At 40.8% G+C, this 25,306-nt stretch carries 18 protein-coding genes; 7 read left to right on the top strand and 11 right to left on the bottom strand.

The window, feature by feature from the left end; all coding sequences use genetic code 11:
• Positions 1-18 precede the first annotated feature (18 nt).
• Complete coding sequence (locus AABI99_RS12540) at positions 19-1,239, bottom strand: diguanylate cyclase (protein WP_338366207.1); 1,221 nt, start codon at positions 1,237-1,239, stop codon at positions 19-21.
• Positions 1,240-1,574: 335 nt separating this feature from the next.
• Here AABI99_RS12540 and AABI99_RS12535 point away from each other — a divergent pair, with 335 nt between their 5' ends.
• Positions 1,575-3,092 (top strand): carboxypeptidase, encoded by a 1,518-nt coding sequence (locus AABI99_RS12535; protein WP_338366205.1) that lies wholly within the window; start codon positions 1,575-1,577, stop codon positions 3,090-3,092.
• Positions 3,093-3,117: 25 nt separating this feature from the next.
• Here AABI99_RS12535 and AABI99_RS12530 read toward each other — a convergent pair whose 3' ends face one another.
• The 3 genes from AABI99_RS12530 to AABI99_RS12520 all read right to left on the bottom strand — a co-directional run bounded on the left by AABI99_RS12530 (position 3,118) and on the right by AABI99_RS12520 (position 7,840).
• Positions 3,118-5,364, bottom strand: a complete 2,247-nt coding sequence (locus AABI99_RS12530) for an ATP-binding protein (RefSeq protein WP_338366203.1) — start codon at positions 5,362-5,364, stop codon at positions 3,118-3,120.
• The gene (locus AABI99_RS12525) at positions 5,351-6,160 is read right to left on the bottom strand and encodes a phosphate/phosphite/phosphonate ABC transporter substrate-binding protein (protein WP_338366201.1); all 810 of its coding nucleotides are present in this window, start codon (positions 6,158-6,160) and stop codon (positions 5,351-5,353) included. Before AABI99_RS12525 ends, AABI99_RS12530 begins: the two co-directional genes overlap by 14 nt.
• A 159-nt stretch (positions 6,161-6,319) precedes the next feature.
• Positions 6,320-7,840 carry a CYTH domain-containing protein gene (locus tag AABI99_RS12520; protein WP_338366199.1) on the bottom strand — a complete coding sequence of 507 codons (1,521 nt, stop codon included), beginning with the start codon at positions 7,838-7,840 and terminating at the stop codon, positions 6,320-6,322.
• 215 nt (positions 7,841-8,055) lie between these two features.
• On the opposite strand from AABI99_RS12520, the gene AABI99_RS12515 reads away from it, so the two are divergent.
• Positions 8,056-8,661 (top strand): TIGR04211 family SH3 domain-containing protein, encoded by a 606-nt coding sequence (locus tag AABI99_RS12515; RefSeq protein ID WP_338366198.1) that lies wholly within the window; start codon positions 8,056-8,058, stop codon positions 8,659-8,661.
• A gap of 73 nt (positions 8,662-8,734) precedes the next feature.
• Here AABI99_RS12515 and AABI99_RS12510 read toward each other — a convergent pair whose 3' ends face one another.
• On the bottom strand, positions 8,735-9,217 hold the full coding sequence (locus AABI99_RS12510) for a winged helix-turn-helix transcriptional regulator (protein ID WP_055014946.1): 483 nt from the start codon (positions 9,215-9,217) through the stop codon (positions 8,735-8,737).
• A 208-nt stretch (positions 9,218-9,425) separates the two neighbouring features.
• On the opposite strand from AABI99_RS12510, the gene putA reads away from it, so the two are divergent.
• Both putA and AABI99_RS12500 read left to right on the top strand, forming a co-directional pair.
• Positions 9,426-13,229, top strand: coding sequence for a bifunctional proline dehydrogenase/L-glutamate gamma-semialdehyde dehydrogenase PutA (putA, locus tag AABI99_RS12505; protein ID WP_338366195.1), 3,804 nt, complete (start codon positions 9,426-9,428; stop codon positions 13,227-13,229).
• A gap of 118 nt (positions 13,230-13,347) precedes the next feature.
• On the top strand, positions 13,348-14,547 hold the full coding sequence (locus AABI99_RS12500; protein ID WP_338366193.1) for an HD-GYP domain-containing protein: 1,200 nt from the start codon (positions 13,348-13,350) through the stop codon (positions 14,545-14,547).
• 38 nt (positions 14,548-14,585) lie between these two features.
• On the opposite strand, the gene AABI99_RS12495 is transcribed toward AABI99_RS12500, so the two are convergent.
• The 6 genes from AABI99_RS12495 to AABI99_RS12470 all read right to left on the bottom strand — a co-directional run bounded on the left by AABI99_RS12495 (position 14,586) and on the right by AABI99_RS12470 (position 20,271).
• The gene (locus AABI99_RS12495; RefSeq protein WP_338366192.1) at positions 14,586-15,665 is read right to left on the bottom strand and encodes a general secretion pathway protein GspB; all 1,080 of its coding nucleotides are present in this window, start codon (positions 15,663-15,665) and stop codon (positions 14,586-14,588) included.
• Between the two features lie 11 nt (positions 15,666-15,676).
• Positions 15,677-16,594 (bottom strand): AAA family ATPase, encoded by a 918-nt coding sequence (locus tag AABI99_RS12490; RefSeq protein ID WP_338366190.1) that lies wholly within the window; start codon positions 16,592-16,594, stop codon positions 15,677-15,679.
• A gap of 171 nt (positions 16,595-16,765) precedes the next feature.
• On the bottom strand, positions 16,766-17,284 hold the full coding sequence (locus AABI99_RS12485) for a DUF1566 domain-containing protein (RefSeq protein WP_338366188.1): 519 nt from the start codon (positions 17,282-17,284) through the stop codon (positions 16,766-16,768).
• 9 nt (positions 17,285-17,293) lie between these two features.
• On the bottom strand, positions 17,294-18,949 hold the full coding sequence (locus AABI99_RS12480) for a DUF1566 domain-containing protein (RefSeq protein ID WP_338366186.1): 1,656 nt from the start codon (positions 18,947-18,949) through the stop codon (positions 17,294-17,296).
• A 264-nt stretch (positions 18,950-19,213) separates the two neighbouring features.
• Positions 19,214-19,546, bottom strand: a complete 333-nt coding sequence (locus AABI99_RS12475; protein ID WP_338366184.1) for a hypothetical protein — start codon at positions 19,544-19,546, stop codon at positions 19,214-19,216.
• A 20-nt stretch (positions 19,547-19,566) separates the two neighbouring features.
• Positions 19,567-20,271: a DUF2982 domain-containing protein gene (locus AABI99_RS12470; RefSeq protein WP_338366182.1), complete on the bottom strand. Its 705-nt coding sequence runs from the start codon at positions 20,269-20,271 to the stop codon at positions 19,567-19,569.
• Between the two features lie 245 nt (positions 20,272-20,516).
• Between AABI99_RS12470 and AABI99_RS12465 the strand changes: the two genes are divergently transcribed.
• The 3 genes from AABI99_RS12465 (at position 20,517) to msrA (ending at position 25,302) form a co-directional block, all read left to right on the top strand.
• The gene (locus tag AABI99_RS12465) at positions 20,517-21,569 is read left to right on the top strand and encodes an efflux RND transporter periplasmic adaptor subunit (RefSeq protein ID WP_338366180.1); all 1,053 of its coding nucleotides are present in this window, start codon (positions 20,517-20,519) and stop codon (positions 21,567-21,569) included.
• Positions 21,570-21,572: 3 nt separating this feature from the next.
• Positions 21,573-24,680: an efflux RND transporter permease subunit gene (locus tag AABI99_RS12460; RefSeq protein ID WP_338366179.1), complete on the top strand. Its 3,108-nt coding sequence runs from the start codon at positions 21,573-21,575 to the stop codon at positions 24,678-24,680.
• A gap of 85 nt (positions 24,681-24,765) precedes the next feature.
• On the top strand, positions 24,766-25,302 hold the full coding sequence (gene msrA / locus AABI99_RS12455) for a peptide-methionine (S)-S-oxide reductase MsrA (protein ID WP_338366178.1): 537 nt from the start codon (positions 24,766-24,768) through the stop codon (positions 25,300-25,302).
• Positions 25,303-25,306: the final 4 nt, after the last annotated feature.

The following is a 25,306-nucleotide window of genomic DNA, read 5'->3' as shown; positions in this document are numbered from 1 at the left end:
TAGTATTATTTTTTATATTTATACAACACAGTTTCGGCCATTGTTTTTGGCTTCGTAAAGGGCAGCATCAGCGATGCGCATAGCTTGTGTTAAATTAGTGTTTTGAAAATCAGCAACACCAATACTTATGGTGATAGCAAACGGTTTTTCATCGATTAAAAATTTATGTTTAGCGAGTTTTTTTCTAAAGCCTTCTAAGTACTCTCGCCCACGCGCCGTATCTATATCATCTAATATAATCGCAAACTCTTCGCCGCCCACCCGCGCAACAGTAAACTTAGAAAACGTCGTTTTAATTAATGTGGCTACCTGCTTTAGTGCCTGATCGCCCGCTTCGTGGCCTAAGGTGTCATTAATGTTTTTAAAGAAATCTATATCGAGTAATGCAAGCGTATTTTGCTGTTGTTTTTTTAATAGTTGCTCTGCATATTGGTAAAAATAACGGCGGTTATACATCCCCGTTAAATAGTCTCTGTAAGCACTTTCTTTAATATCCGCAATCAGTGACAACTGCTCCATTGTTTGCATGACACGACAATGAAACTCTTCATTCATAAATGGCTTTGTTAAAAAGTCGTTAGCACCATATTTAATAAACCGAGCCGACAAACCGTGCTTACCAGCTCCAGAAAGCCCAATAATGGCTAAGTCCTCACGCCCTCTAAAGTTACGCACCGCTTTAACCAATTCAAAGCCATCCATTAATGGCATTGCATAGTCAGTCATCAATAATTTTATTTCAGGATTATTTTTTATAATCTCTAGCGCTTGCTGGCCATCTTGGGCATCGGTTACGTCAAATAATTGCTTTTCTAGCATTTGTTTCATTAAAGAACGGCTTAACACAGAATCATCTGCAACCAGTGCTTTACAGCCTTGATTTCTCAAAAGCTGAGCCACTAATTTGATAGCGTAATGGTATGAATCGCGGTTGTCTTTTATTACGTAGTCAATAACTCCGAGCTCTAGCATTTGCTGGCGCTTATATTCATCAATTTTTGAGGTAAGTACCACGGTAGGAATAGCGTGTGAAAGTGTGAATTTAGCGACCTCGCCATTAGGTGCATCAGGCAGGGTTAAATCAACTAAAGCCAGCGAGTATTTATATTTTTCAATATAGTCCTGGCATTCATTTAATGACCAGGCAAAATCGACAGCAACATCTAAATACTGAGCCGCTAAGTGGCGTAGCACCTGCTGCACTACTTTGCTGTCTTCAACCACTAATACTCTTTGCATAAACTTCTCTTTAATTATGTAATTTTAAATACTTAAACTCGTATAAAAGCGACAAGCTTTGAAACATCCAATAAAGTTTTGTTTATGTAGCCAATTAGTAGGCCAGGTCCATTGTTCTAGGCGCAATTGCGTGTATTTAATTTGAATACACAAGCACAAATATACTTGAATTTTTAACTAACCTAAACATTCTTGAGGGAAATTGAGGCTAATTAGTTATAAACGCTATTAATAAGCTAAGGCTTAACCAATATTATCGACCATTAATCTCAATACTTTTGTTATTTGTATGTTTTTTATTTTTAATAACATCTAAACAAAAATAAGGAACAACCATGAAGCTTGCACATTTTACTCGTTACACCTTTGCAGTTGCTATTGTCTTGCTTAGCGGCACTGTCACAGCAGAGAATCAGCGAAAAATAGACATTGATAGCCATGTAATCACTCAGCATAAAGCTAAAATAAATGGGGAACGCTTTAACTACACGGTTAAAACAGGCACACAGCCGGTATGGAATGATGATGGTGATGCTATTGCTACCTTGCAATATACTTATTACACGCGTGATAAAGTCGATAACACCGCAGCTCGTCCCTTACTAATATCGTTTAATGGTGGGCCCGGCTCTGCGTCGGTTTGGATGCATTTAGCCTATACAGGCCCTCGTGTATTAAAAATTGATGACGAAGGCTACCCTATTCAGCCCTATGGTGTAAAAGACAACCCCTACTCAGTTTTAGATGTAGCAGATATTGTGTATGTTAACCCGGTAAATACAGGTTATTCACGCGTTGTAGAAAACGCTAAAGGTGAAATCCTGTCTAAAGAGCAGCAAAAGAAGCACTTTTTTGGTGTTAATGCCGACATTAAATACTTAGCAGAATGGCTAAATACTTTTGTTAACCGTAACGAGCGCTGGCGCTCACCTAAGTTTTTAATAGGTGAAAGCTACGGTACTACTCGTGTATCTGGCCTTGCTCATGAGCTTCAAAACAGTCAGTGGATGTACATAAATGGGGTGGTATTAGTCTCGCCAACCGATATTGGCATAAAACGCGACGGCCCTATAAAAGCGGCTAATCGCTTACCGTATTTTGCTGCAACTGCGTGGTATCACAACGCTCTGAATAAAAACTTACAAGCAAAAGACCTCAATGAATTATTACCAGAGGTAGAGCAATTTACCATTAATGAGCTTATTCCTGCCCTTGCTAAAGGTGGTTTTATTGACGCTGATAATAAACGCCGAATAATAAAGAAAATGGCAGAATATGCTGGGCTGTCAGAGCAGTTTGTAGCGCAAAACAATTTAGACATACCCACCCGATTTTTTTGGAAGGAGCTTTTACGTGAACGCGGACAAACTGTCGGGCGCTTAGATTCGCGCTACTTAGGTATTGATAAACGCGATGCTGGTGAATCACCTGACTACTGGGCTGAGCTTACCTCGTGGCTGCATTCGTTTACGCCTGCAATTAACTATTACCTGCGTGAAGAGCTTAATTACAAAACCGATATTAAATACAACTTATTTGGCAATGTTCACCCATGGGATCGTACTAACAATAATACCGGCGAAAGCTTACGTTTAGCGATGGCACAAAACCCATATTTAAATGTGATGGTTCAAGCGGGCTATTTTGATGGCGCAACCAATTACTTTGATGCCAAATATACGTTATGGCAGCTTGACCCAAGTGGAAAAATGAAAGATAGGTTAAGCTTTAAAGGGTATCGCAGCGGCCATATGATGTATCTACGCCATGAAGACCTTAAGCTTTCTAATAACGACTTACGCGACTTTATTTTGAGTTCTTTACCCGCTAAAGGGCAAGCCGCTAAATACTAATTAAAAAGCCCTATTACATGAGGCATTAAGAGGATGCCTCATGCTCATTACAGTAAGCTTTTAACTGTGTAACCACCTCATTAAACCCCGTTTGTAATTTAGGTAATAAGGTGTCATCTATCTTATTTTTTGCTGCTAAGTTTTCTATTTGTTGGCAAATGTCACTTAACTTTAACGCTGCAACCGATTTAGCCGATGACTTTAAACCATGCGCCTGAAAAGATAAATCAGCGTAATTTAAACTATGTGTATATGCTTCAATTAATTTAACTTGTTCATGAGCCGTGTGTAAAAACGCTTGAAAAACTAAACAGTGTACGTTAGGGTCTTTTCCTAGCATCGAAAACAACAACGGCATATCTAGTTGGCCGTATTTTGCATCTGGCTGCTCTGGTGTTTTTACTGGCTGAGTATGCGTATCAACAAAACCTTGTGTGTGCTTTATCAACGTTGCTTTTAGACTTTCAAGCTCTACCGGTTTTGTTAAAAATCCATTCATCCCTGCGCTATAACAATCTTGTATGTTTTTTTTCATGATATTGGCGGTTACAGCAATAATAATAAGCTCATTGAACTGAGGCTGTGTACGTATCTTTTTAGCCAACTCTAGGCCATTTAACAATGGCATTTGAATATCGGTAAGTAACATATCAAAACACTGCTCTTGCAACAGCTGCCACGCCTGCTCACCGTTGTTAACAAATATAGAGTTAACACCGAGCATAGTCAGTTGCTGCTTTAAAACCTGCTGATTGGTTAGTTGATCTTCTGCGACTAGCACATTCAACACAGGCACTTTTCCTGTGGTTGAGTCTTTTGGCACTGTACAGGTATGACTTGACGCTCTATCAGCTTGAATAGTCGCTATAGCGCTTTGTTGAAAGCTATTGAATTGAATAGTAAAGCACGACCCCTCATTAATTTTGCTTTTTACTTTTAGCTCTCCTTGCATTCGCTCTACTAGTTCTTTGGTTATAACTAGACCAATGCCCGTACCATGCGTTTTGCTGGTCTCTGCTCCGAGTCTATCGAAAGGTTTGAAAAGCCTTACAATATCATCCTCTGAAAAACCGCACCCAGTATCTTTAATCTCAATTTTACAGCGATTGCCCTCAACAACCTCACAGTAGATATCTATCCTTCCTCTCACTGTGTTATATTTTATCGCGTTGGAGAGTAAGTTAAGTAACACCTGCTTGAAACGTCGTCCATCAACATATAAATAAACCCCTTCAAGCGAATCAATATTATGGATTTTAATTGTTACAAGCTCAACTCTAGCAAGCTCACTCACCATTTCAATGCCATTTTGCAGTATGTCTTTTGCGGGGGCGTATTCAAAATTAAACTGCATATTCCCCGACTCGATAGCGGTTAAATCTAACACATCGTTAATCAATAAAAGTAAGTGCTCACCTGCTTGGTAAATACTATGTGCGTTTTCTTTGTGTTTTTCGTTTGCTTTACTGTCGTACTGATACAGCTGAGCTAAGCCCAAAATAGCATTTAAGGGCGTTCTTAGCTCATGGCTCATACTCGCCATAAAGTCAGATTTGGCTTTGCTGGCCGACTCAGCTTGAATTCTTAGGGCATTTACTTTTTGATGATTACTCGCAACCTCACTAGCCATTCGATTAAAAGAATTTATAACACTGCCAATCTCGTTTTTTTGCAGTACGCTGACCTGACAATCAAATTCTTCCTTCGCTAATTTAGAAAAAGCGCTTTCTAGCGCGCGTAAAGGACTCGTGATTCTGTAATCAACTAGCCAAGCTAAGCCGATAAAAAAAACTACAAGTATAAAAAACTGAATATATATAAGTGTATAGTGTAGCTTTGACGCCTCCTTGATCTCTTGGTCAAAATTAGCAACCAAGGTTATCTCGGCCAAAGGGTTATCTAAAAAACTAATCTGTTCTTTTAATATCACATTGCCATTGACGATTGACGGCTGCCACTCATCAAGAGGGTATAATTGATTGCTTGTAGATGAGTCTACGACTCGAATGGCTATCCAGCTAGGATTTGTATCAAGTTGTGTATCTAATTGCTCATACAGTTGTGCGTATTGACGAGTTAACAGAGGCGTTTTTATTGATGTAGATAATTGCTGTAAAGAGCGCTGTGCAGCATTAGAAAGCCCGTCGTTTACCCACCGAGCCTGCTCTGGCAAGGCATAAAAAATAAATAAAAAAATTAACAGCAAGCCAAATGCCATTACCGCTAACAAGCTTTGAAACCTTAAACTACGCCACCAATTAATTTTCAACATAAAACGAACGTAGTCCCCATTGTGTTAACTGTTGATAATCTTTAATACTTGCTTTACTAGGTTCAATTATAGGAATTCCCGCCAGTAAATATTTTTGCTTAGGATCGCTGCCTATTTCAATAATCGCTTGCTGAACTTTTGCTTGGATATGCTGGCTTACATAAGGATGGGCCACAATGGGATGACGACTAACCTTTCGAGTTTTATAAATAACTTTTAGCTTGTTTTGTAAGTTTTGCGGCTGTTGCTTTAATGTGCCCAACACCCCGCCGCCGGCAGGTGCTACATTTAGCGCTACATTTAAATATACAGATGAATGAGTTTGAACATATATAGGCTTTATTGTTAAGCCGTACAACAAAGCAAGCTCGGCACGCATCAAAAGAGAAGCCCCTAATGCGTTAGGAGCAGGAAAAGCAATTTCAGCATCTTTGAGTTGCTCAACCGACTCAATTTTACTGTTTTTGTTAACGACTAATATACCCTGTAGATAGCGAGCAGCATCTTTAACTAGAGGTTGGTAACCTTGTTTATCAAAAGCAATTACACTATGCCATGGGTTCATATAAGCAAAGTCATAATCACCCTGTGCAAAACCTTGTTCAAAAACGGGAATAGACTCCACGGTAACAAGCTTAAACTGCACACCTGTTTTTTCGGTTATTTTATTAAGAAAAGGCTGCCATATTGCAGTGAGTTTTTGAGGCTCATATTGCGGAACGACTCCAAAAGTAAAGGTTTGAGCACATATACCCACACTTGTGAATAAAAATAGCAACACAATACTATACTTCATCTTCGTTTTACTCTTTAGGGCCGATGACTCTAAGCATAGTTAACGAGTGATTAACGCACCATTTTTATTGTGTAGAAATTAAGAGGATCGTTAACTGAGGTACTGTAATGAAAGGGACGATAAAAATTAGAGCAGGTGCATAAACACCTGCCCCCTAATTTATTGCCAGTAGGGTTCTATATCAAAAGACGCTAAACGGCTTTGCTCCATTGCACTGACTAAATAATCTGACTTTTGATCAAGCCACTGGTGGATCTTAGCCAATTGTTCGTCTTCTTGCCCGCCGCAAAGTTGCTTTAAATACTCAAGCGTGCTGAGCTCGTACATACCATGAGAAATATCTAACCAAGGTAGTCTAAACTCTAAACGCGCTTCTTTATCAAACAACGACCCTAAGCAATTTCCGCTTAATAAACTGTTCTCTAGTTGGGTACGTAAGCTTAAATAATCTTTTACTGTCAATGTTTGTTCTTTAGGGAGTAGCTTATCTAAATTTTGCCAATCTTTGTTAAATAAACGCTTAGCAATTTTAGCAACCGGCTGCTCTGCTGCCTGCAATTGGGTTTGCCCCCAAAATCTACGCCACTGTTTTTCAACCAACCAAGTAGTGAGCGAAAGCAATAAACGGTTGTAACGTGCACTTTGAAATAACGCATTAATATCATCAATGCTTGGCTGCAGTTCTTTCAAATCATTAATAACCTGGGCTAATGCGGGCGCTGCATTTATTTTTTTATAAAATGCATGGCGCTTAGATGTATAAGTTTTTAACTGGATTGCATTTTCAACCCACGCTAATTCACTTAAGAGCCACTTTAATTCAGTTCTTAGCTGTTCTGTACTCTCTTTACTGACAATATCATCAAATAACCAAAAGTTGTGCCTAATTAAGCTAATACCGTCAGTCACGCGTTTAAGCGTTTTTAAACTTGGCTTGTCAAAGTAGCACTGCTCATGCTTTTGCACAAAGCGAATGCCAAAGTTCATAGCTTCTATTAGTGCGTGCTCTTGAGTTGCTTGTTTTTTTAATTTTACAAACCCAATAGACTTACTTGGTTTAAGCGGTGATTCATCAGCTAGGCGATAGCCACGCGCTGCTTTTGAGTATAACCCTAAGCGAATACAGTTTTGACTAACAAGTTTATCTGCCAACGCAAATAGCTCGTCTCTGTTGCCCTCAACAAGCTCTATTTCGAGCTCGCTAATAATATCAACCTTACCTGATGCTGCTATTTCGCCTTTATCTAGCACCACTTCAATTTTTGCGCCATTTGGGGTTTCTATTAACCAAGTGCGGCGAATAAAGTTAGTGCTAAAAATAGGATATAAATTATCGCTAATAGCATTTACTTGCATACCATGAGGCCAAATAGTTTTATCAAAAGCTAATAAATCAGGGCGATTTGATTCAATCGGCAAGTTGTATTCGGGGCGTTGGTGTAATCCACCAACAACTTCGCCTGCAAGCTTTATTGTTTGTTCGCATTTATTGTCGGCACAGCGGGTTCTAAAACCTATATCAAGGGCTCTCAGCTCTCTGCTTGGGGTATCGTAATAAGCATTTTGCAAACTACGTGAAGGTTTATTAATAACCGTTTTAGCAAATTGTGTGATTAGCGAGGGGATCAGTGGAACAACGGCATCTGATACCAAAAACTTCAGTTCTATCTCAGTATCCATTAGGGGTGAGGATTACCTTTAAAATAAATAAGTGCTCAAAATAAACAAAGCCACCTCATTTTGCAAATTTTTTAACCTTTTTGACCGAGTTGCAAGCGCTACGGGTTACAATATCGACCTTGCTATTAATGCGTTTAATCCATACTATCTCACTACATATGTGAAAATCTCAATCGCAACCACAACGGACACGGAAAGACTAACAAGGTAGATAAATGCTAAAACACTGTTTACTAGGGCTACTTTTAATAGCCACTTCGTTTATAAGCACAGCACAAGAAACTCAAACAACCGGTTCATCAGATGCAGACACCGCTTATATAATCGACAACTTATATACTTTTATGCGCTCAGGCGCAGGTAAAAACTACCGCTTACTTGGCTCTGTAGATGCAGGCACTCAATTAACCGTGCTATCAAAAGAACAAAATGGTTTTATAAAAATAAAAGACGATAAAGACCGTGAAGGTTGGGTTGAGTCTAAATTTATATCGCAAACACCAGGGCTTCATCAGCAATATCAAACGCTCAGTAACGAAATGAGCACGGTGCAAAACAAACTGCGTCAAGCACAAGTTGAGATGCCACAACTACAAGAGCAAAATCAAAGCTTAACTAATCAAAATAAATTACTTAATGAGCAAATCATTGAGCTGCAAACAACACTTGAGCAAGAACGTGCTCAAAAACAAGCAGCCACAGCAAAAGAAAAACGCCAACTACTTACCTATGGTGGCGCTATTGCTTTTATAGGCTTGTTTTTAGGTATTATACTTACTGTGGTACTTTCACGCCGCAAGCGCTATGAGGGCTGGGCCTAAACCTTGATTATTAAAAAAGCACCCTAAGGTGCTTTTTTAATGTGTGTGATAGATTGCCATCAGTATGTGGCTTTTATATATCTAGGCGTAAGCCAGGATCTTGCTTAATTTTTTCTATTACCATATAAGTATGATGCGTACCAACCCCTGGAATATCAACTAAATCTCCAAGCACCTGTCGATACTCATCCATATCAGAAACCCTAATTTTTAGCAGGTAGTCATACCCTCCAGCTACCATATCGCACTCTACAACTTGCTCAATTTTGAGTATATGCTCTTTAAATACTTTAAATACAGCGGTGTTCGATGCCACTAGCGATACTTGCACATGCGCAACTAAGCTCTGATTCAGCTTTTGTTCGCTAAGCTTTGCAAAGTACCCTTCTATATAGCCCTCTTGCTCTAAACGTTTTACACGGTCAAGGCATGGACTAGGACTTAAATTAACCTGTTTGGCTAGGTTAACATTAGAAATTCTGCCGTTCTTTTGAAGAACGTCTAAAATTGCTAAATCAATACGATCAAGCAAGCGTAATCTATTTGGACTTGTCATACAGAATTTTATACGGATAAGTTGAAAATATGCCCTGTAAATTATCGTAATTCGTGAAATTTAACCAGCATATTCTGCTGAAATTTAATTAGAATGCACGCATTACATCACTGGTAATTTAATTGGTAGCAAGTTTGCTTTGGCTCTAAAGCGAAAGTGAAGATATTTTGTTCTACTATTTACATATTAACATTCCTGAGGGTTGCTTATGTTATTCAATGGCGATTTGACAACAACCTGTCCTACAAGACAGAAAATTCGTGATTTTTACCGCATTGACGAAAATGCTGTTATTGATCATATTTTACCACTTGCAGAAGTGGGTGTTAAAGCACGTAGTCGTGCATGGGAAAGAGCTCGCCAGATCGTACTTAATATCCGTAAAGACCAAGATGGTCAAAGCGGTGTTGATGCGCTTTTAAATGAATTCTCGCTGTCTAGTGAAGAAGGTGTAGTGTTAATGTGTTTGGCTGAAGCCTTACTTCGCGTACCAGACAAAGCCACGCAAGATACCTTAATACGTGACAAGCTAGCTAAAGGTGACTGGAGCTCTCATTTAGGTAGTAGCGATTCTTTATTCGTTAATGCATCGTCTTGGGGATTGTTAGTAACCGGTAAAATGGTTAACTACACAGACAAAACCAAAGAGCAGCAATTTGGTATGCTTAAAAAGACCATTGGTCGTTTAGGTGAGCCCGTTATTCGCAAGTCTGTAAACTTTGCTATGAAAATTATGGGTAAGCAGTTCGTTATGGGCCGCACCATTGATGAAGCCATTGAGCGCGCTGCTGAAAAAGAGCAAAAAGGCTACGTTTACTCATACGATATGCTAGGCGAAGGCGCACGCACCATGAAAGATGCCAAGCGTTACTTCGATAGCTACATGAATGCCATCCATGCAATTGGTAAAGCGGCTAACGGCCGTGGCCCAGTTAAAAGCCCTGGTATTTCAGTTAAGCTTTCAGCGATTCATCCACGCTATGAGTTCACACATAAAGAACGAGTGATGGCTGAAATTGTACCTAAGCTAAAAGAGCTGGCACTTGCGGCTAAAAAATACGATATTGGCTTTACCGTAGATGCTGAAGAAGCTGATCGCTTAGATATTTCTTTAGATGTAATAGAAGCCGTATTTAGCGATGAAGATTTAGGTAACTGGCAAGGTTTTGGTTTAGCCGTGCAAGCTTATCAAAAGCGCGCTATTTTTGTGATCGAATGGGTAACAGAGTTGGCAACGCGCGTTGGGCGTAAAATGATGGTGCGCCTTGTAAAAGGTGCTTACTGGGATACCGAAATTAAAACTACGCAACAAGATGGTCTCGATCACTACCCTGTATTTACGCGTAAAGCAACAACGGATGTTTCTTACAAAGCGTGTGCAATCAGAATGCTAGAAGCACGTGATGTGCTTTACCCACAATTTGCTACGCACAACGCTTACACTGCTGCCACTATTTTAGAAGTTGCAAAAGGTGATAACACAGGCTTTGAATTCCAACGTTTACACGGTATGGGCGAGTCTTTATTTGACCAAATTGTAAACGAAGAAAAAATCCAATGTCGTGTTTACGCACCGGTTGGTCAACACGAAGACCTACTCGCTTACTTAGTTCGCCGTTTACTAGAAAATGGCGCTAACTCGTCATTTGTAAATGCCATTGTTGATACAACTAAACCTGTTGAATCACTTCTCCCAGATCCAGTAGAGACTCTGCAAGGCCTTCGTAATAAGTACAATACGCAAATTAAAATGCCAATTGACTTATATGGCGATGAGCGCGCTAACTCAAAGGGTATGGATTTAACAGATATTAATGTAATTACACCGTTTAAAGAAAACCTTGAGAACTGGTTTAACGAACATTTAATTGATCAAAGCCAAGTACCACAAGGCGCTTTAGCTGTTAAAAATCCAGCGAACCACAAAGAAATCATCGGCCATGTAAAACTGCAGTCGAGTGATGACATGAAAAACATCTTGGCCAATGCCGAAGCGGCATTTGAGTCATGGTCGCAAACGTCTGTTAAAGAACGTGCAAACTTACTACGCCGTGTTGCTGATATTTTAGAGCGTCATCACGACGAGCTTGTGGCTATATGTATCAAAGAAGCGGGTAAAATTGCTCAAGATGGTATTGACGAAGTACGCGAAGCCGTTGATTTTTGTCGTTACTACGCTGCGCGCGCAGAAGAGCTTGCTAATGATGAGCGTTTTGAAGCACGCGGTGTTATTTTATGTATCAGCCCATGGAACTTCCCACTGGCTATTTTCTTAGGCCAAGTGGCAGCTGCTATCGTGACGGGTAATACGGTTATTGCAAAACCAGCAGAGCAAACAAGCTTAATTGCGCTTCGTGCGATTGAGTTAATGCTCTCGGTTGGTTTACCTGAGCACGTTGTTCAACCCGTCATTGCTCGTGGTTCTGAGGTAGGTAAAACCATCGTTCCTGATGAGCGAATTCAGGCAGTTATGTTTACCGGCTCAACGGAAACGGGCACACTGATTTCGCAAACGCTTGCTGCACGTAACGATATTCAAGTACCGTTAATTGCAGAAACAGGCGGTCAAAACTGTATGATTGTTGACTCAACAGCGCTGCCAGAGCAAGTTGTTGATGATGTAATAAGCTCGGGCTTCCAAAGTGCCGGCCAGCGCTGTTCTGCATTGCGCGTATTGTTTATTCAAGAAGATGTAGCCGATGGCATTATTGATATGCTTAAAGGCGCACTTGCAGAGTTGCATGTTGGCGACCCGTCACTACTGTCTACCGACGTTGGTCCTGTAATTGATGAAAAAGCCCTTAAAACGCTTAATGACCACGTTGAGTACTTAAAAGGAAATGCAACACTTCATTACGAATGTGAGATCCCTGATAATACGCAAAATGGCGCATACTTTTTTGCTCCTCGCTTGTATGAGATTAACGACTTATCTGTACTTAAGCGTGAAGTATTTGGTCCATGTGTACACATTATCCGCTTCAAAGCGAATGATATCGACAACGTCATTGATCAAATAAACAATACAGGTTATGGCTTAACTATGGGTGTTCACTCACGTATTGAAGAGCGTTGTGAATACCTAGCAAAAATGTCTCGCGCGGGTAACGTTTATGTAAACCGTAACATGATTGGTGCTATTGTTGGTGTGCAGCCGTTCGGTGGCCGTGGTTTATCGGGTACTGGCCCTAAAGCCGGTGGCCCTAACTACTTGCAACGTCTTGTAAAAGAAAAAGCATCGCCTGATAACGTGCAAATGACTAACCTTACACCTGACGAGCTTGATTTACACCATTACAGCGGTGCAAATGAGCAAGTAGAAAAGCTGATGGCCAACTCGATGCGCGATGAAAAAATTTGGCGCGCAACACCGTTGAATGACCGTGTATCAGCCGTTCGTCAGTTGCTAGCTAAAGTAGCAACGGTAGAAATTATTGATGATTTAGCGGATGATTTAGCACTCACGCTGTCTGATGCGCGTGCACAACTTAATCGCCTAGAAAAACACATGCGCAAGTTCACTACATTGCCAGGGCCTACAGGTGAGTCGAACACCTTGCACCTTGAAGCGCGTGGCTGTGTAGTATGTTACGCAGATAAAAGCACATCATTTAACTTTTGGGCGCTTTCAATTATTACAGCGCTTGCTGCAGGTAATACCGTTATTACGGTAGCATCGGAGCTGTTTTATGATGAAGCCGTAGCATTTAAAGATAAATTTATTGCTACAGGCGTTGCAGAGGGCGTATTCCAAGTTGCAAAACCAAATCAGCTACAAGCTATTTTGGCTCACCCTCATTTAGCGGGTGCCGTGGTTGCTGCACGCTCGTCTCGTTTAGGCTACTTCAGCCAACAACTTGCACAGCGTAAAGGCGCTATTTTGCCAGTAATTAGCTCAGAGTATTACGATACCTTGATCAAACGTTTGATCACCGAGAAAACCATCAGTATTGATACTACCGCATCGGGCGGTAATACATCGCTGATGACACTCGTAGAGGATGATGAATAAAGTCGTCTAATACTAATTTACTAAAATAATAAAAAAAGGCACTCAAAAGTGCCTTTTTTTTTATATTACAACGTATAATGATGCTAATTTAGACAAAACTTAATTACAGAAGCAAGCATTGAAAATAATCTCTATCTCAAAGTTACAGCCCGGTATGTTTGTGCAAAGTGTAACAAGGCAAAGCGGGCGTATAAAAATAAAGAATCAAGGTTGGGTTAAGACTCAAGCAAGTATCGATAAGCTGATAAAAGCAGGCATTCTAGAAATAGAGATAGACCCAGATAAAACCTTAACTAAATCCGAACCCGACACCCAAGCTCAAGATACTACGCCAAAACCAGCGATTAAAAAACGTGACCCGTGGTTTAAAGTTCACAGCAGCGAACAAGAAATGGGTAAAGCAAAAAAACTTTACGATGAAGCTAAAACACTTCAGCAAAAAGCGTTTGGTGATATAAAAGCAGGAAGAGATCTAGACATTGCACCTTTTAAAGAACTCGCCAGTGGCTTTATGGACTCTATTTTTAGAAATCAAGATGCCCTTGCCTGCTTGACACAGATGCGCCAAAAAGACGCTTACTTACTTGAGCACTCTATAAATGTCTCTATTTTAATGGGGATTTTTGCAAAACACTTAGGCATAGAGCGCGATATTATTGTAGAGCTCACTACGGGTGCTTTGTTACATGACATAGGAAAAATTAAAATTCCTGACGAAGTGCTCAATAAACCGGGCCGCTTTAGTGATAAGGAATTTAAAATTATGCAAAACCATGCCCTATTTTCAAAGCAAATTTTGGAAGAAGCAGGGTTAACAGGTATTGCTGTAGATATTGCCGGCCTGCACCATGAGCGATTAGACGGCAAAGGCTACCCATTTGCCAAAAAAGGCGATGAGATAAGCCAATACGTGCGTATGGCGTCAATTGTTGATGTGTATGATGCACTTACGGCAGAACGCGTTTACAAAGCAGGCATGGAGCCTATTAAAGCGTTTAAAATTTTAAAAGATGGCTGCCCTGATAGCTTTGACGGTGAGCTACTCACCAAGTTTATTCAATGTATTGGCATTCACCCTGTCGGTACTCTTGTTAAGCTTTCAAGTCAAAAAGTTGGCTTAGTAACCCAAAGCAACCCAACCACGCCTTTAAAGCCTGTGGTAAAAACCTTCTATAGTGCAAAGCATGGCCGTTATACCGAAGTACAAGATATTGACTTGGCCAACAAAAAAACAGCCGATGTACTCGAGTCAACTGTAAAGCCGAAGGATTATAATATTGATTTAGAAAGATTTTATAAAAATTCGATTTTACCTTAAAAAAAGCCGCTTCAATGCGGCTTTTTAATATAACGATATTACTGTGGCCAATCTTGAAGCGCTTTTAGGCTAAACTCATAACCATCAAAATCAAGTACACTTTGCTCTGGGGTAATTTCTCGTACTTTTAATGCACCAATACTATCCCCTTCGTGTAACTCTCTCCCATTGAGCTTTATCCAGCGTTTATCAGCACTTGATGAGTATATGTGTGCTTGGTATTTAATGCTTGGTAGCATGGCTTGTAAACCATCCGGCAATAATTCAACCGGTTCTACTCGTGAAGAGCTGCGTGATGCCTGCGTTACTTCGTAATCTTGCTCTTGCTCAGAATCTTTTATCGCCTGCGCAAAGGCATCTTTTAACTTACTCGGTACAGCGTCAAGCTCAGGGTTACTTTGAGTCGATTGAGGACTTGTTGAACTTTCAGTATCAAGGGGTTTTCCGAGCACCTTATATTTGCTCATATCTAAGCCTGCTGAGCTTGTATTTTGCACTTGCGGCTGCATAAATTGTGCGTTTTGGCTATGTGCGTTATAAGCAAGTGGATTATAACTTTGCGAGTTAGGTAATTGTGCATTATACACTGGCTGATTAAGCGTATTTTGATTATACCCATAAGCATTTAACGGGGTTTGCACATTGTAGCCTTGCTGCTGCGTCGGGTTATCATTAATAGGAATATACTGCCCTTGTGGGGTCAGCAGCATTTTTTGTACACCCGATGGTGTTTGCACATAGACCCATTGCCCTTCAATTGTAGCTTTATTACTATTTTTTTCAGTCTCTGTAGGACTAGAGGTTACAGGCTTTTCAGCATTATCTTTAGCTTTAATTGGCTCATCTGTTTCTGCTTGTTTTTGTTTTTTAGTATCAGTGCTAACAAGGCCAACCGGTTGGTTTGCTTTTAATAGTGCACTGCTTTGCAGCCACTTACCCGTAGCAAAACCACCAGCAAGTGTAATAGACGCAGCTACTGCACCACCTAATAGCCAAACCATTTTTTTATAGCGGTTGAGTGTTTGCTGCTGTTTTAACTGCGCTGCCTGCAAATCATATTGCTCGGCGCTCATATCTGCTTGTTGAGATTGCTTTAATGCATCTAATAAATAAGACATAAATTACCTAGCTATATAATAAACGACATGCCAACACCCACTGCAAATAAAGCAGCAAATGCCAAATAATAGTAAACACGGCCTGTTGATTTTACCGTGCTATTTTGCGTAGCGACAAAGTCCATAGGCAATGACTCTTGTGCTGATTGTTTTATAATATCACTATCAACAATAAGCTGCTGCTTTGAAAAAGCCCCTACTAACGCGCGTTCACACACTAAATTCATTAACCGTGGAATACCGCCTGTCAGCTGATGTACCGTTTGCATAGCATCAAGTGAAAACACGCCTTGATCACACCCCGCAATATGTAAGCGGTGCTTAATATAGGCCACTGTTTGCCCTTGGGTAAGTGGTAATAAATGATAACGTGCTGTAATTCGTTGTGCTAATTGCCTAAGCTCAGTGCGCTTTAACAAAGCTTGAAGCTCTGGTTGACCCACCAATACAATTTGCAACAGCTTTTTATGATCTGTTTCTATATTTGTTAATAATCTTAATTGCTCAAGCACATCAGGGGCTAAAAGCTGGGCCTCATCAATAATTAAAATGGTATGCCCGCCCGCTTTATTATTAGTCTCTAAATGCAGCTTAATAAGGTCGGTTAAACTTTTAAGGGTGGCGTTTTGAGGGTCGTAAGTAATGCTTAGCTCATCGCAAATACTGGCTAAAAGCTCAAGCTCCGATAATGCTGGATTATGGATCATTGCAACTTGGGTGTTCTTTGGTAGTTGCTCTAGCATACTGCGGGTAATCGTTGTTTTGCCCGTGCCCACCTCGCCAGTAAGCAAAACAAACCCACCATCTTCACCTAAACCATAGGTTAAATGGGCAAGCGCTTCTTTATGGCGTTCGCTTAAAAATAAATAATGGGGGTTGGGCGAGATCGAAAATGGCTTTTCGCTCAAGCCAAAGTAGCTTAAATACACCGCAATGTTCCTTTGTCATTAAAACTCGGCCTATAATGGCAAAAAAAACGACAAAGTAACAACGTTGTATACGCTTTATGGTTGAAATATCGTAAATTTATGTAAAAAAGCGTTGCTAAGTTTAGCAACGCTTTTTTGTTTAAACATTATCACTACTAATTTAGTGGCGTATTAGTTTTCATAACGTACTAAACGTAAATACACGTCACTAGTTTTAGCGTGTAAACTATTTAGCCCACTATCAAACTGATAAACCCATGCAGAGCTCATCGTGCTAACACCCGAAGTATTCGTCCAGTAGTTTTGCAATTTAGTACCTAAGAACACCTCTTCGTTAATACTTGGCTCGGTGCAGCTGTGCTCTAAAATACTCGCAAGCTCTTTGATGTTAGGCACCTGCCAATCGTCATAATTAGCCGTGGTGTCGTTTTCTGCGCCTCTGAGCGCTTCTTGCCAATTAAGTGACGGTGTTGAACCTGCACACGTTTGCGTGTCACTGTCATAAACTTGACCGTAGCTACAACGCTGCCACATCAGGCCTGTTTCTGTATCTAAAACTGTGCCATCGTCATTAAGGGTGAAGCGGGTGGTTGGTGTTGTTGTATCCGCCCCGTCGTAACACGTTTGCGCTGCGGCTAGTTGAAAGCTGACACTAAATATAGCCATCGAAAATAGTAAATTTGTTTTCATGGTTTTCTCCTATCGGCTTCTCACTAGACGTATATACGCGTATTTTTCTTTAGGGTAAGCTAAGTCATTGCCGTTACTCATATCTATGATATAAGCTTGCGATAAGCTGGTACCATCCGCTGCGGTTTGCGACGTCCAATAAGGTAAATTTACATCATCTATTGCGCCTGCTTCTGGCATATTAGGAAAAAACGATTCATCTATTAATACATTTTCGCCCTGCTTGCCATAATCAATTAAGCTCAACAGCTCAGTGTAAGTTGGTAAGCGCCAATTGGTACCGCCGCAAAAATCTGAGTCGTTCACTTCATTTATATAAGTTTGCACACCACAGCTTGTATCGTCTGGGCAGGTGGTGTTAGCTGTACTTGTATCGGTAAAGGTGGTTGTACCTAGATCCCAAAAATAATGGTTTTGGCCATCGCGTAAAGTGGTATTTGGGAGTGTGCCTGATTCTACACTTTTAACCTCCCATACAAGCCCTGTTACGTTGTCGCGAATACACGTAAAATCGTTGCTATCATCAGCGACTTCGTCGGCAAACTGGTTTAGCTTAGTGTAGTCAAACGCAAGATTACCTTGGCCTGCTTTATCGAGTTGGTTAGCAAAGCTGTCTCGGCCAAGCTCTGCATCTTGCCCCGGAAAATCACTACTTTGACAATTTATACGCTGCGTATTGTTATAACACTCACCTAATCCACTATCATTAATTAGCCCAAGCGCTTTCAGTGATACGTCAATAAAAAGGCTATCGGTATCAGTGCGCCCTTTAGAATCAGTTACAGTGACTTCAAAACTCAACGTGGTATCCAAATCAACGTCAGAGGCAAAAAATGTTGTGGTACATTGGTTTTCATTTGCCAACGTTTCAGCATTACCTGTTAATTGCTGCCAGCTGCACGAAAATGTATCAGTAAGGGTGTCACTTTGACTTGCATCTAAGCTCACTTCTTCAAACTCTTCAACGTTTTGGTCATCCCCTGCATTGGCTACAACCAGCTCATCGGTTTTATTAAGAGTCATGCTATATTCTGTGCTTGCTTCCCCCCCCTCATCATCGGTGACGGTCAGTTGCCATATTAAATTCGTATTTGACTCTAGCAGCGGGTGGCTAAAACTTACCGTTGAATTATCAAAGTCAGCAATATCAAGCTCTGGACCTGAAATTAATTGCCACTGATAGCTATTAATTTGGCCATTTTCATCAGGATCGCTCGACTCTTCAGCGCTTAACGTTACAGTGTCATTATAGGTTGAAGGAAGCGTTTCAGGAGCTATTTGGCTAACAACAGCCAGCGGCAACTGGTTATTTGATGTAATAAATATACTCACATTGTCACTGACTAAGCTACCGTTACCTGTTTGATAGCTTACAGATAGAACAAGTTCACTATCAGCTTTTACGTCGGGCGCAGTAATTGTTTGCTCTGCACCTTCAAGCGGAAAGCCATCTACTAATGGGCCGCTAACGCGCTGCCAAGTGAAGGTACCATCGGCCGGAGAGCCTTGTGCGGTGATTGTAAATTCTGTTTTTTCTACAACTTGTAGATCCGAGCCCGCATTAACTGTGGTCTCAACAGTAGTATCATCACTACCACCGCCACCACCGCCACAGGCAGCCAATAAAAAACAAGATATAAGGGGAGTAAAAGCAAACGCCTTCATAAAACGCACCTATAATGTCAAATAATTACTATAGTGTAATCACAAGCAATAAAAGTGCCATTTAGAGTTATGCTAATTCGCTTAATTAAGTGATTTATTTTGGGGCTGAAAAAACGTGTTGGTAGCTATGCAAAAAATTCGCTGTTTAGTTGTTCTCGGAAATTGCTCTACTTGCTGCATTGATGCAATCGTAAATGAAAATTTTTAACGCCGCAAGCGACACGTTTAAGCCTTCATATGGATAAGTTTAATTGCAGATTGACGTCACATATACGTTTCTTGATGAATTCGCACAAACAGCCTAGTGCCTACTTTAGAGTAATCAACTTTGTACTCACGCCCATCTAGCGCTTGTATAAATAATAACTGCTTTTCTTCACCAAAAATATCAGCACTACTAACATTAACAATTTCAAGGTAGCGCTCTTTCGCATCACGACGATTTTTAGGCAGCTCTTCTTTGAATGGCTCTAAACCGTTTTGAGTTACCTTTATGCGTGGGTGCTGCTCTGCATTGACGATGACTAAATCAAGCTTTTTATCTTTATGAATGATGGTATTGCGACCACTTTTAATAAAAGATCTTTCTTGGCTCATTTTTTTTCCTACTATCGCATTTAGTGATTAACTTGCGATGCTATAAACCGTTCAGGTGCGCGTTTCCACTTGTTTAAATCGGCACTAAACGACCAAATATCAGTCTCTAATACACTTGCCGGTAACAGTAAGTTATATCCCGTTAACAACTCAAGGTGCTTGGCTCTGTGAGCAAACATAGCTATCAGACCAGTATAGCTGAATCCTTTAGGAGAGGTGTAATGTGTATCTTCTATTAACCATTCTGATGGGCAATTGCCATTTTTGCAATGTTTTTGAACAGCTTGCATAAATAAATTACGCTGCTCTATCAGTAATTTCCCGGCAATACGAGGGCTAATCGCAGTTAAAAACTCGTCTACATCATTGAGTTTTAAACCCACAGCATTAAGCTCAAGGTACTCAAGGCCATCAGCCACCTTAGGAATACCGCTGTGATGTAGGTTACTAGCATTTAACTGCCACATGCCATATTTGTGCTGATATACGAGTGAAGACTCACTAAGTAGTAAACTATAATATGGCTCTTGTGTTTTTAAAAAACCAATAAAAATGGCGGCAAGGCACATACTCACTAAAAAAATTTCTACTAAGCTTATTTCACCCGGGCGCAGTAAATTAAACAGCATAATAAACACCAACCCGACACTGCCGACTACTAGTACCTCAATGCCATTGCGTGAGCCTTGTGCCCTGTATTTTATTATTAAATTTGGCTTACCCATACTGAAAAAAAGCCATATAAAGTAAAAACATAATAATACCCCAAAGTATTATTTTTCTCATGGTTAAGCAGGTTTTACACTGCGGTGGTTGCTTCATCGTTTTATCATAATTTTAGTGCTAAATAGGAACAAACAATTAGCCTCATTCAATTTACGCTTAACGCACAAATTTATGAGACACATAACCGCCTTTTCGCGGTCTTATTTCGTACAATACTTACAATTTATTTTCAGGTATGAAATCGATGTATCCAAAACAGTCAGGTAAAGCCCTTTTTCCATTTTTAATTACACTTCTTGTTATTTTAAGTGTGTACTTATATTTACCATCTAGCCACGGTGAACAGTCTAATGCAAGCGACCGAGCCACACAGGTTATTGCTCATACGGTATCGTCTCAAGAAAACACCGTTATGATTGAAGCCATAGGCAGTGCACGCGCAAACCAAGCCATTTATATAAAAAGCGCACAAAGCGATTATGTTACCCAGATCTATTTTGAAGATGGCGACTTAGTCAGTAAAGGTCAACGCCTTGTGCAGCTACAAAATCAACAAGAGCAATACGCTGTAAAAGAGCTAAACATCAACTTAAAAGAAGAAAAACGTCAACTTAGTCGTTTAACCGAGCTTTCTCGCACACAATCTACCGCTAAGTCATTGTTAGAAGAGCAACTTTCTCGTGTAGATGCAACACAAGCTCAACTAGAAAGCGCGAAAACAAAACTTGATGAAATGCTTATTAGCGCACCATTTTCTGGCTTATTAGGCAAGCGAGAAGTGTCGGTTGGTGCTTATGTCAGTAACGATACAATTATTACTACACTTGATGATATTAGTATTATAAAAGTTGACTTTAAAGTTCCTGAAAAATATTTGTCTCAACTTAACCTAGGCATGAAAGTTCATACTCAAAATGATGCCTACCCAGATCACACTTTCACTGGCAAAGTGACTCATATTAGTTCGCGCATCGATTCAATTACTCGCAGTGTTGAAGTAACTGCAAGTTTTGCTAATAAATCGAGGTTATTGCGCCCAGGTATGCTTTTAAATACCGCACTGGAGCTAAGTAGTGAGCAAGCCCTTATGGTGCCAGAAAAAGCGGTCATCCCTCTACAGGACAAACACTTTGTATACCAAGTAAAAGATGGTATCGCCAATAAAATAGAGGTACATGTTGCTGGCAGAAATAATGGTTGGGTTGCCATTGATAAAGGACTTAGCGATGGCGAACAAGTCATTACCGAGGGTATCATTAAAATTCGCCCTGGTAGCAAAGTAAGTATTGAGGGCTAACTGGTGAAAATAACAGATACTAGCGTTAAACGCCCAGTTTTTGCCATTGTAATAAACTTACTTTTATTAACATTTGGCTTGGTTGCTTTTTCTATGTTGCCGCTAAGGGAATACCCCGATATTGAAACGCCTATTGTTAGTATTAGTACTGACTACACAGGTGCGTCGGCAGAAATTGTTGAGACAAAAATAACGCAAATTCTAGAAAATCGAATTTCGGGTATTGAAGGGATTAAAAGTATTAACTCTTCAAGTCGAAATGGCCGTTCTAACATTGTTATTGAATTTGACATAAACCGCGATATCGATGCAGCATCTAATGATGTACGCGAACGAGTAGCGCGTGCACTTGATAACTTGCCTGAGCAAGTTCGTCCACCGGAGGTGTCTAAATCCAACAGTGACGAAAGCCCTATCGTATGGTTTGTATTAAACAGTGAGACCATGAACTCGCTGCAACTGAGTGATTACGCCCAGCGTTTTATTGTTGACCGTCTAGCTGTTGTAGATGGCGTTTCTAATGTACGTATTGGTGGTGAACGCCAATACGCCATGAAAATTTGGCTAAACCGCCAAGCTATGGCAGCACGTGGCATCACCTCAAGCGATATAGAGAGCACCCTACGCAGCGAAAACGTAGAGCTACCCGCAGGTGAAATTGAATCTATCGACCGCGACTTTACCGTACGCACAGCACGTAGCTATAAAAACCAACGTGATTTTCAAAACCTTGTTATTAAACGTGGTGAAGACGGCTACCTTGTTCGTTTAGGCGAAGTTGCCGACGTACAGTTAGAAGCCGCTGATGATGAAAGCTTATTCCGTGGCAACGGCCGTAACATGATTGGTTTAGGCATAGTAAAACAGGCCAAAGCAAACACCCTAACCGTAGTAGATAACGCACGCAGCGAGCTTGAAAAAATAAAGCGTAACTTGCCAGAAGGTACAACTATTCAAGACAGCTACGACTCCTCTGTTTTCATAAAAGAATCAATCAGCGAGGTATACAGCACACTTGCCATTTCTATGGGCTTAGTGGTGCTAATAATTTATATCTTTTTAGGTAATATTCGCGCTACGCTTATTCCTGCGGTTACCGTACCTGTAGCACTGGTTAGCAGCTTTATGTTTTTACTGGCCATGGGTTATTCAATTAACTTATTAACTCTGCTTGCACTGGTATTAGCAATTGGTTTAGTGGTAGATGATGCCATTGTAATGCTTGAAAATATTCATCGTCGCATCGAGCTTGGCGAGCCGCCTCTTCTAGCCGCCTTTAGAGGTGCTCGCGAAGTAGGATTTGCAATTATTGCCACAACACTTGTGCTTATTTCGGTATTTGTACCTTTAGTGTTTATGGATGGCCGCATTGGTGCGTTATTTACAGAGTTTGCAATGGCGGTAAGTGCCGCGGTGTTTTTCTCAAGTATTACCGCGCTTACGCTCTCGCCGGCACTGTGCTCTAAAGTTTTAAAGTCATCAGAAAAAGAAAGTAAATTTAGCCAATGGATGGACCGCGTTTTTAGCAAAATTGAAAACAGTTACCGCCAATCGCTTACTTCAAATATGACTAAAAAATGGGGCCTCATGGTAAGCCTAGTGCTTGCTGGTTTTGTGAGTTACTCATTATTTTTACAAGTCCCTTCTGAGCTTACGCCAAAAGAAGACCGCGGCACGTTTTTTATAATGATGAGCGGCCCTGAAGGTGCAAGTTATGAAAACAACGCAGCTAACATGGCAAAAATAGAAGAGCGCCTTCTCCCTTACTCAGAAGCAGGTGAATTAAGCCGAGTTTTAGTGCGCGTACCTGGCTGGGGCGGCAGTGGCGGTGTTGCTATTGTCGGCATGGCCGATTGGGATAAACGCAAGCGCTCTACTTGGGAAGTAATGGATGAAATAAGCGCTAAAATGACCGAGGTAACAGACGTACGTGCCTTTGCTATTATGCGCCGTGGTATTGGCGGTGGTGGTTCTTCTCGTCCTATTGAATTTGTATTGCAAGGTAACGATTATGAACAGCTTGCCGATTGGCGCGACCGTATAATAGAACGCGCAGAAAAGAACCCAGGCTTGGTAAGAATCGATCACGACTACAAAGAGACCTTTCCGCAATTTTTAGTCAGCATAGATAAAAACAAAGCCGCCGATTTAGGTGTGTCGGTATCCGATGTTGGCACCACCCTTGAAACCATGCTAGGCCAGCGCCGTGTAACTACGTTTATTGACCGCGGTGAAGAATACGATGTAATTTTAAAGGGTACTAAACAGGACTTTACAAACCCTACTGATATTTCAAATATTTACCTTAAGTCGCGCAGCGGTGAGCTAGTTCCGTTAGATAGCTTAATTAGCTTAAAAGAGGAAGCTACCGCGTCGCGTTTAAATCGTTATAACCGTATGCGCGCCATCACCTTAAGCGCTAACCTTGCAGATGGGTATACACTTGAGCAAGCACTTAACTTTTTAAACAAAGTCGCCGCAGAGGAAAACGACATCGATGGTGCTGTAGATTACAAAGGTGAATCGCAGCTATTTTACGAAGGCGCATCAGCCATGACCTATGTATTTGTGCTTGCCCTTACCGTCACATTTTTAGTTTTAGCAGCGCAATTTGAGAGCTTTGTACACCCATTTGTAATAATGCTGACAGTGCCACTTGGCCTAATGGGCGCTATGTTTGGTTTATGGACTAGCGGTTTAACGCTTAATATCTACAGCCAAATAGGTATTGTAATGTTAATAGGTTTAAGTGCTAAAAATGGTATCTTAATCGTTGAATTTACAAATCAATTACGTGATAAAGGCGTTGAGTTTAGTGAAGCTATTTTACACGCCGCAACGCAGCGCTTACGCCCAATAATAATGACCTCATTAACTACGGTAATGAGCGCTGTGCCTTTAGTACTAGCGTCAGGTCCAGGCGCCGAAAGCCGTATGGTGATTGGTGTGGTCGTATTTACGGGAGTAATTGTATCAACACTGCTAACGCTTTATGTTGTGCCTGCGGCGTATTATGCCCTAGCTCGCAATACGCAATCACCTGAGTTTTTACAGCAAAAGCTCAATAAACAGGCCGACACTCACCCGCTAAAAGATAGCGAGAGCATTTAAAGAAATTTTACACTGCGCCGTACTTGTTGTTGCGGCGTATTCAATTTATGCTCCTTAAACTTTGTATACTTTAATAGGAATACCTATGAGCTCAACAAAACAATTAGCAACATTTGGTGGCGGCTGTTTTTGGTGCATAGACGCCGCATTTAGACGAGTAAAAGGTGTACTAAACGTAAGCTCAGGTTACACCGGTGGCAATACCGATAACCCCACGTATAAATCAGTCTGCTCTGGTACAACAGGCCATGCTGAGGTGGTTCAGCTAGAGTATGACAGCGCTGTAGTGAGCTTTGAGACACTACTTAGCATGTTTTTTACGTTACACGATGCCACGCAATTAAATCGCCAAGGTAACGATATTGGCACCCAATATAGAAGTGTTGTTTACTACCACAGCGATGCACAATTAAAGCAAACCAATGAGCTGATAGCTCAGCTACAAAACCATGTTAGCGAGCCAATCGTGACAGAAGTTAGCCCTGCTACCACCTATTACCCAGCGGAGCATTATCATCAAGATTACTACAACGAAAACCCACAGCAGGGTTACTGTAGTATTTTAATTGCGCCTAAATTGCACAAGTTTGAAACTGTATTTAAAGAATTTTTAGCTGACTAGCTCT

It is taken from the genome of uncultured Pseudoalteromonas sp. (genome assembly GCF_963922945.1).
GTDB lineage: Bacteria > Pseudomonadota > Gammaproteobacteria > Enterobacterales > Alteromonadaceae > Pseudoalteromonas.
The sequence above is the reverse complement of the archived record's forward strand: the minus strand, read 5'-3'. Positions and strand labels throughout refer to the sequence as shown.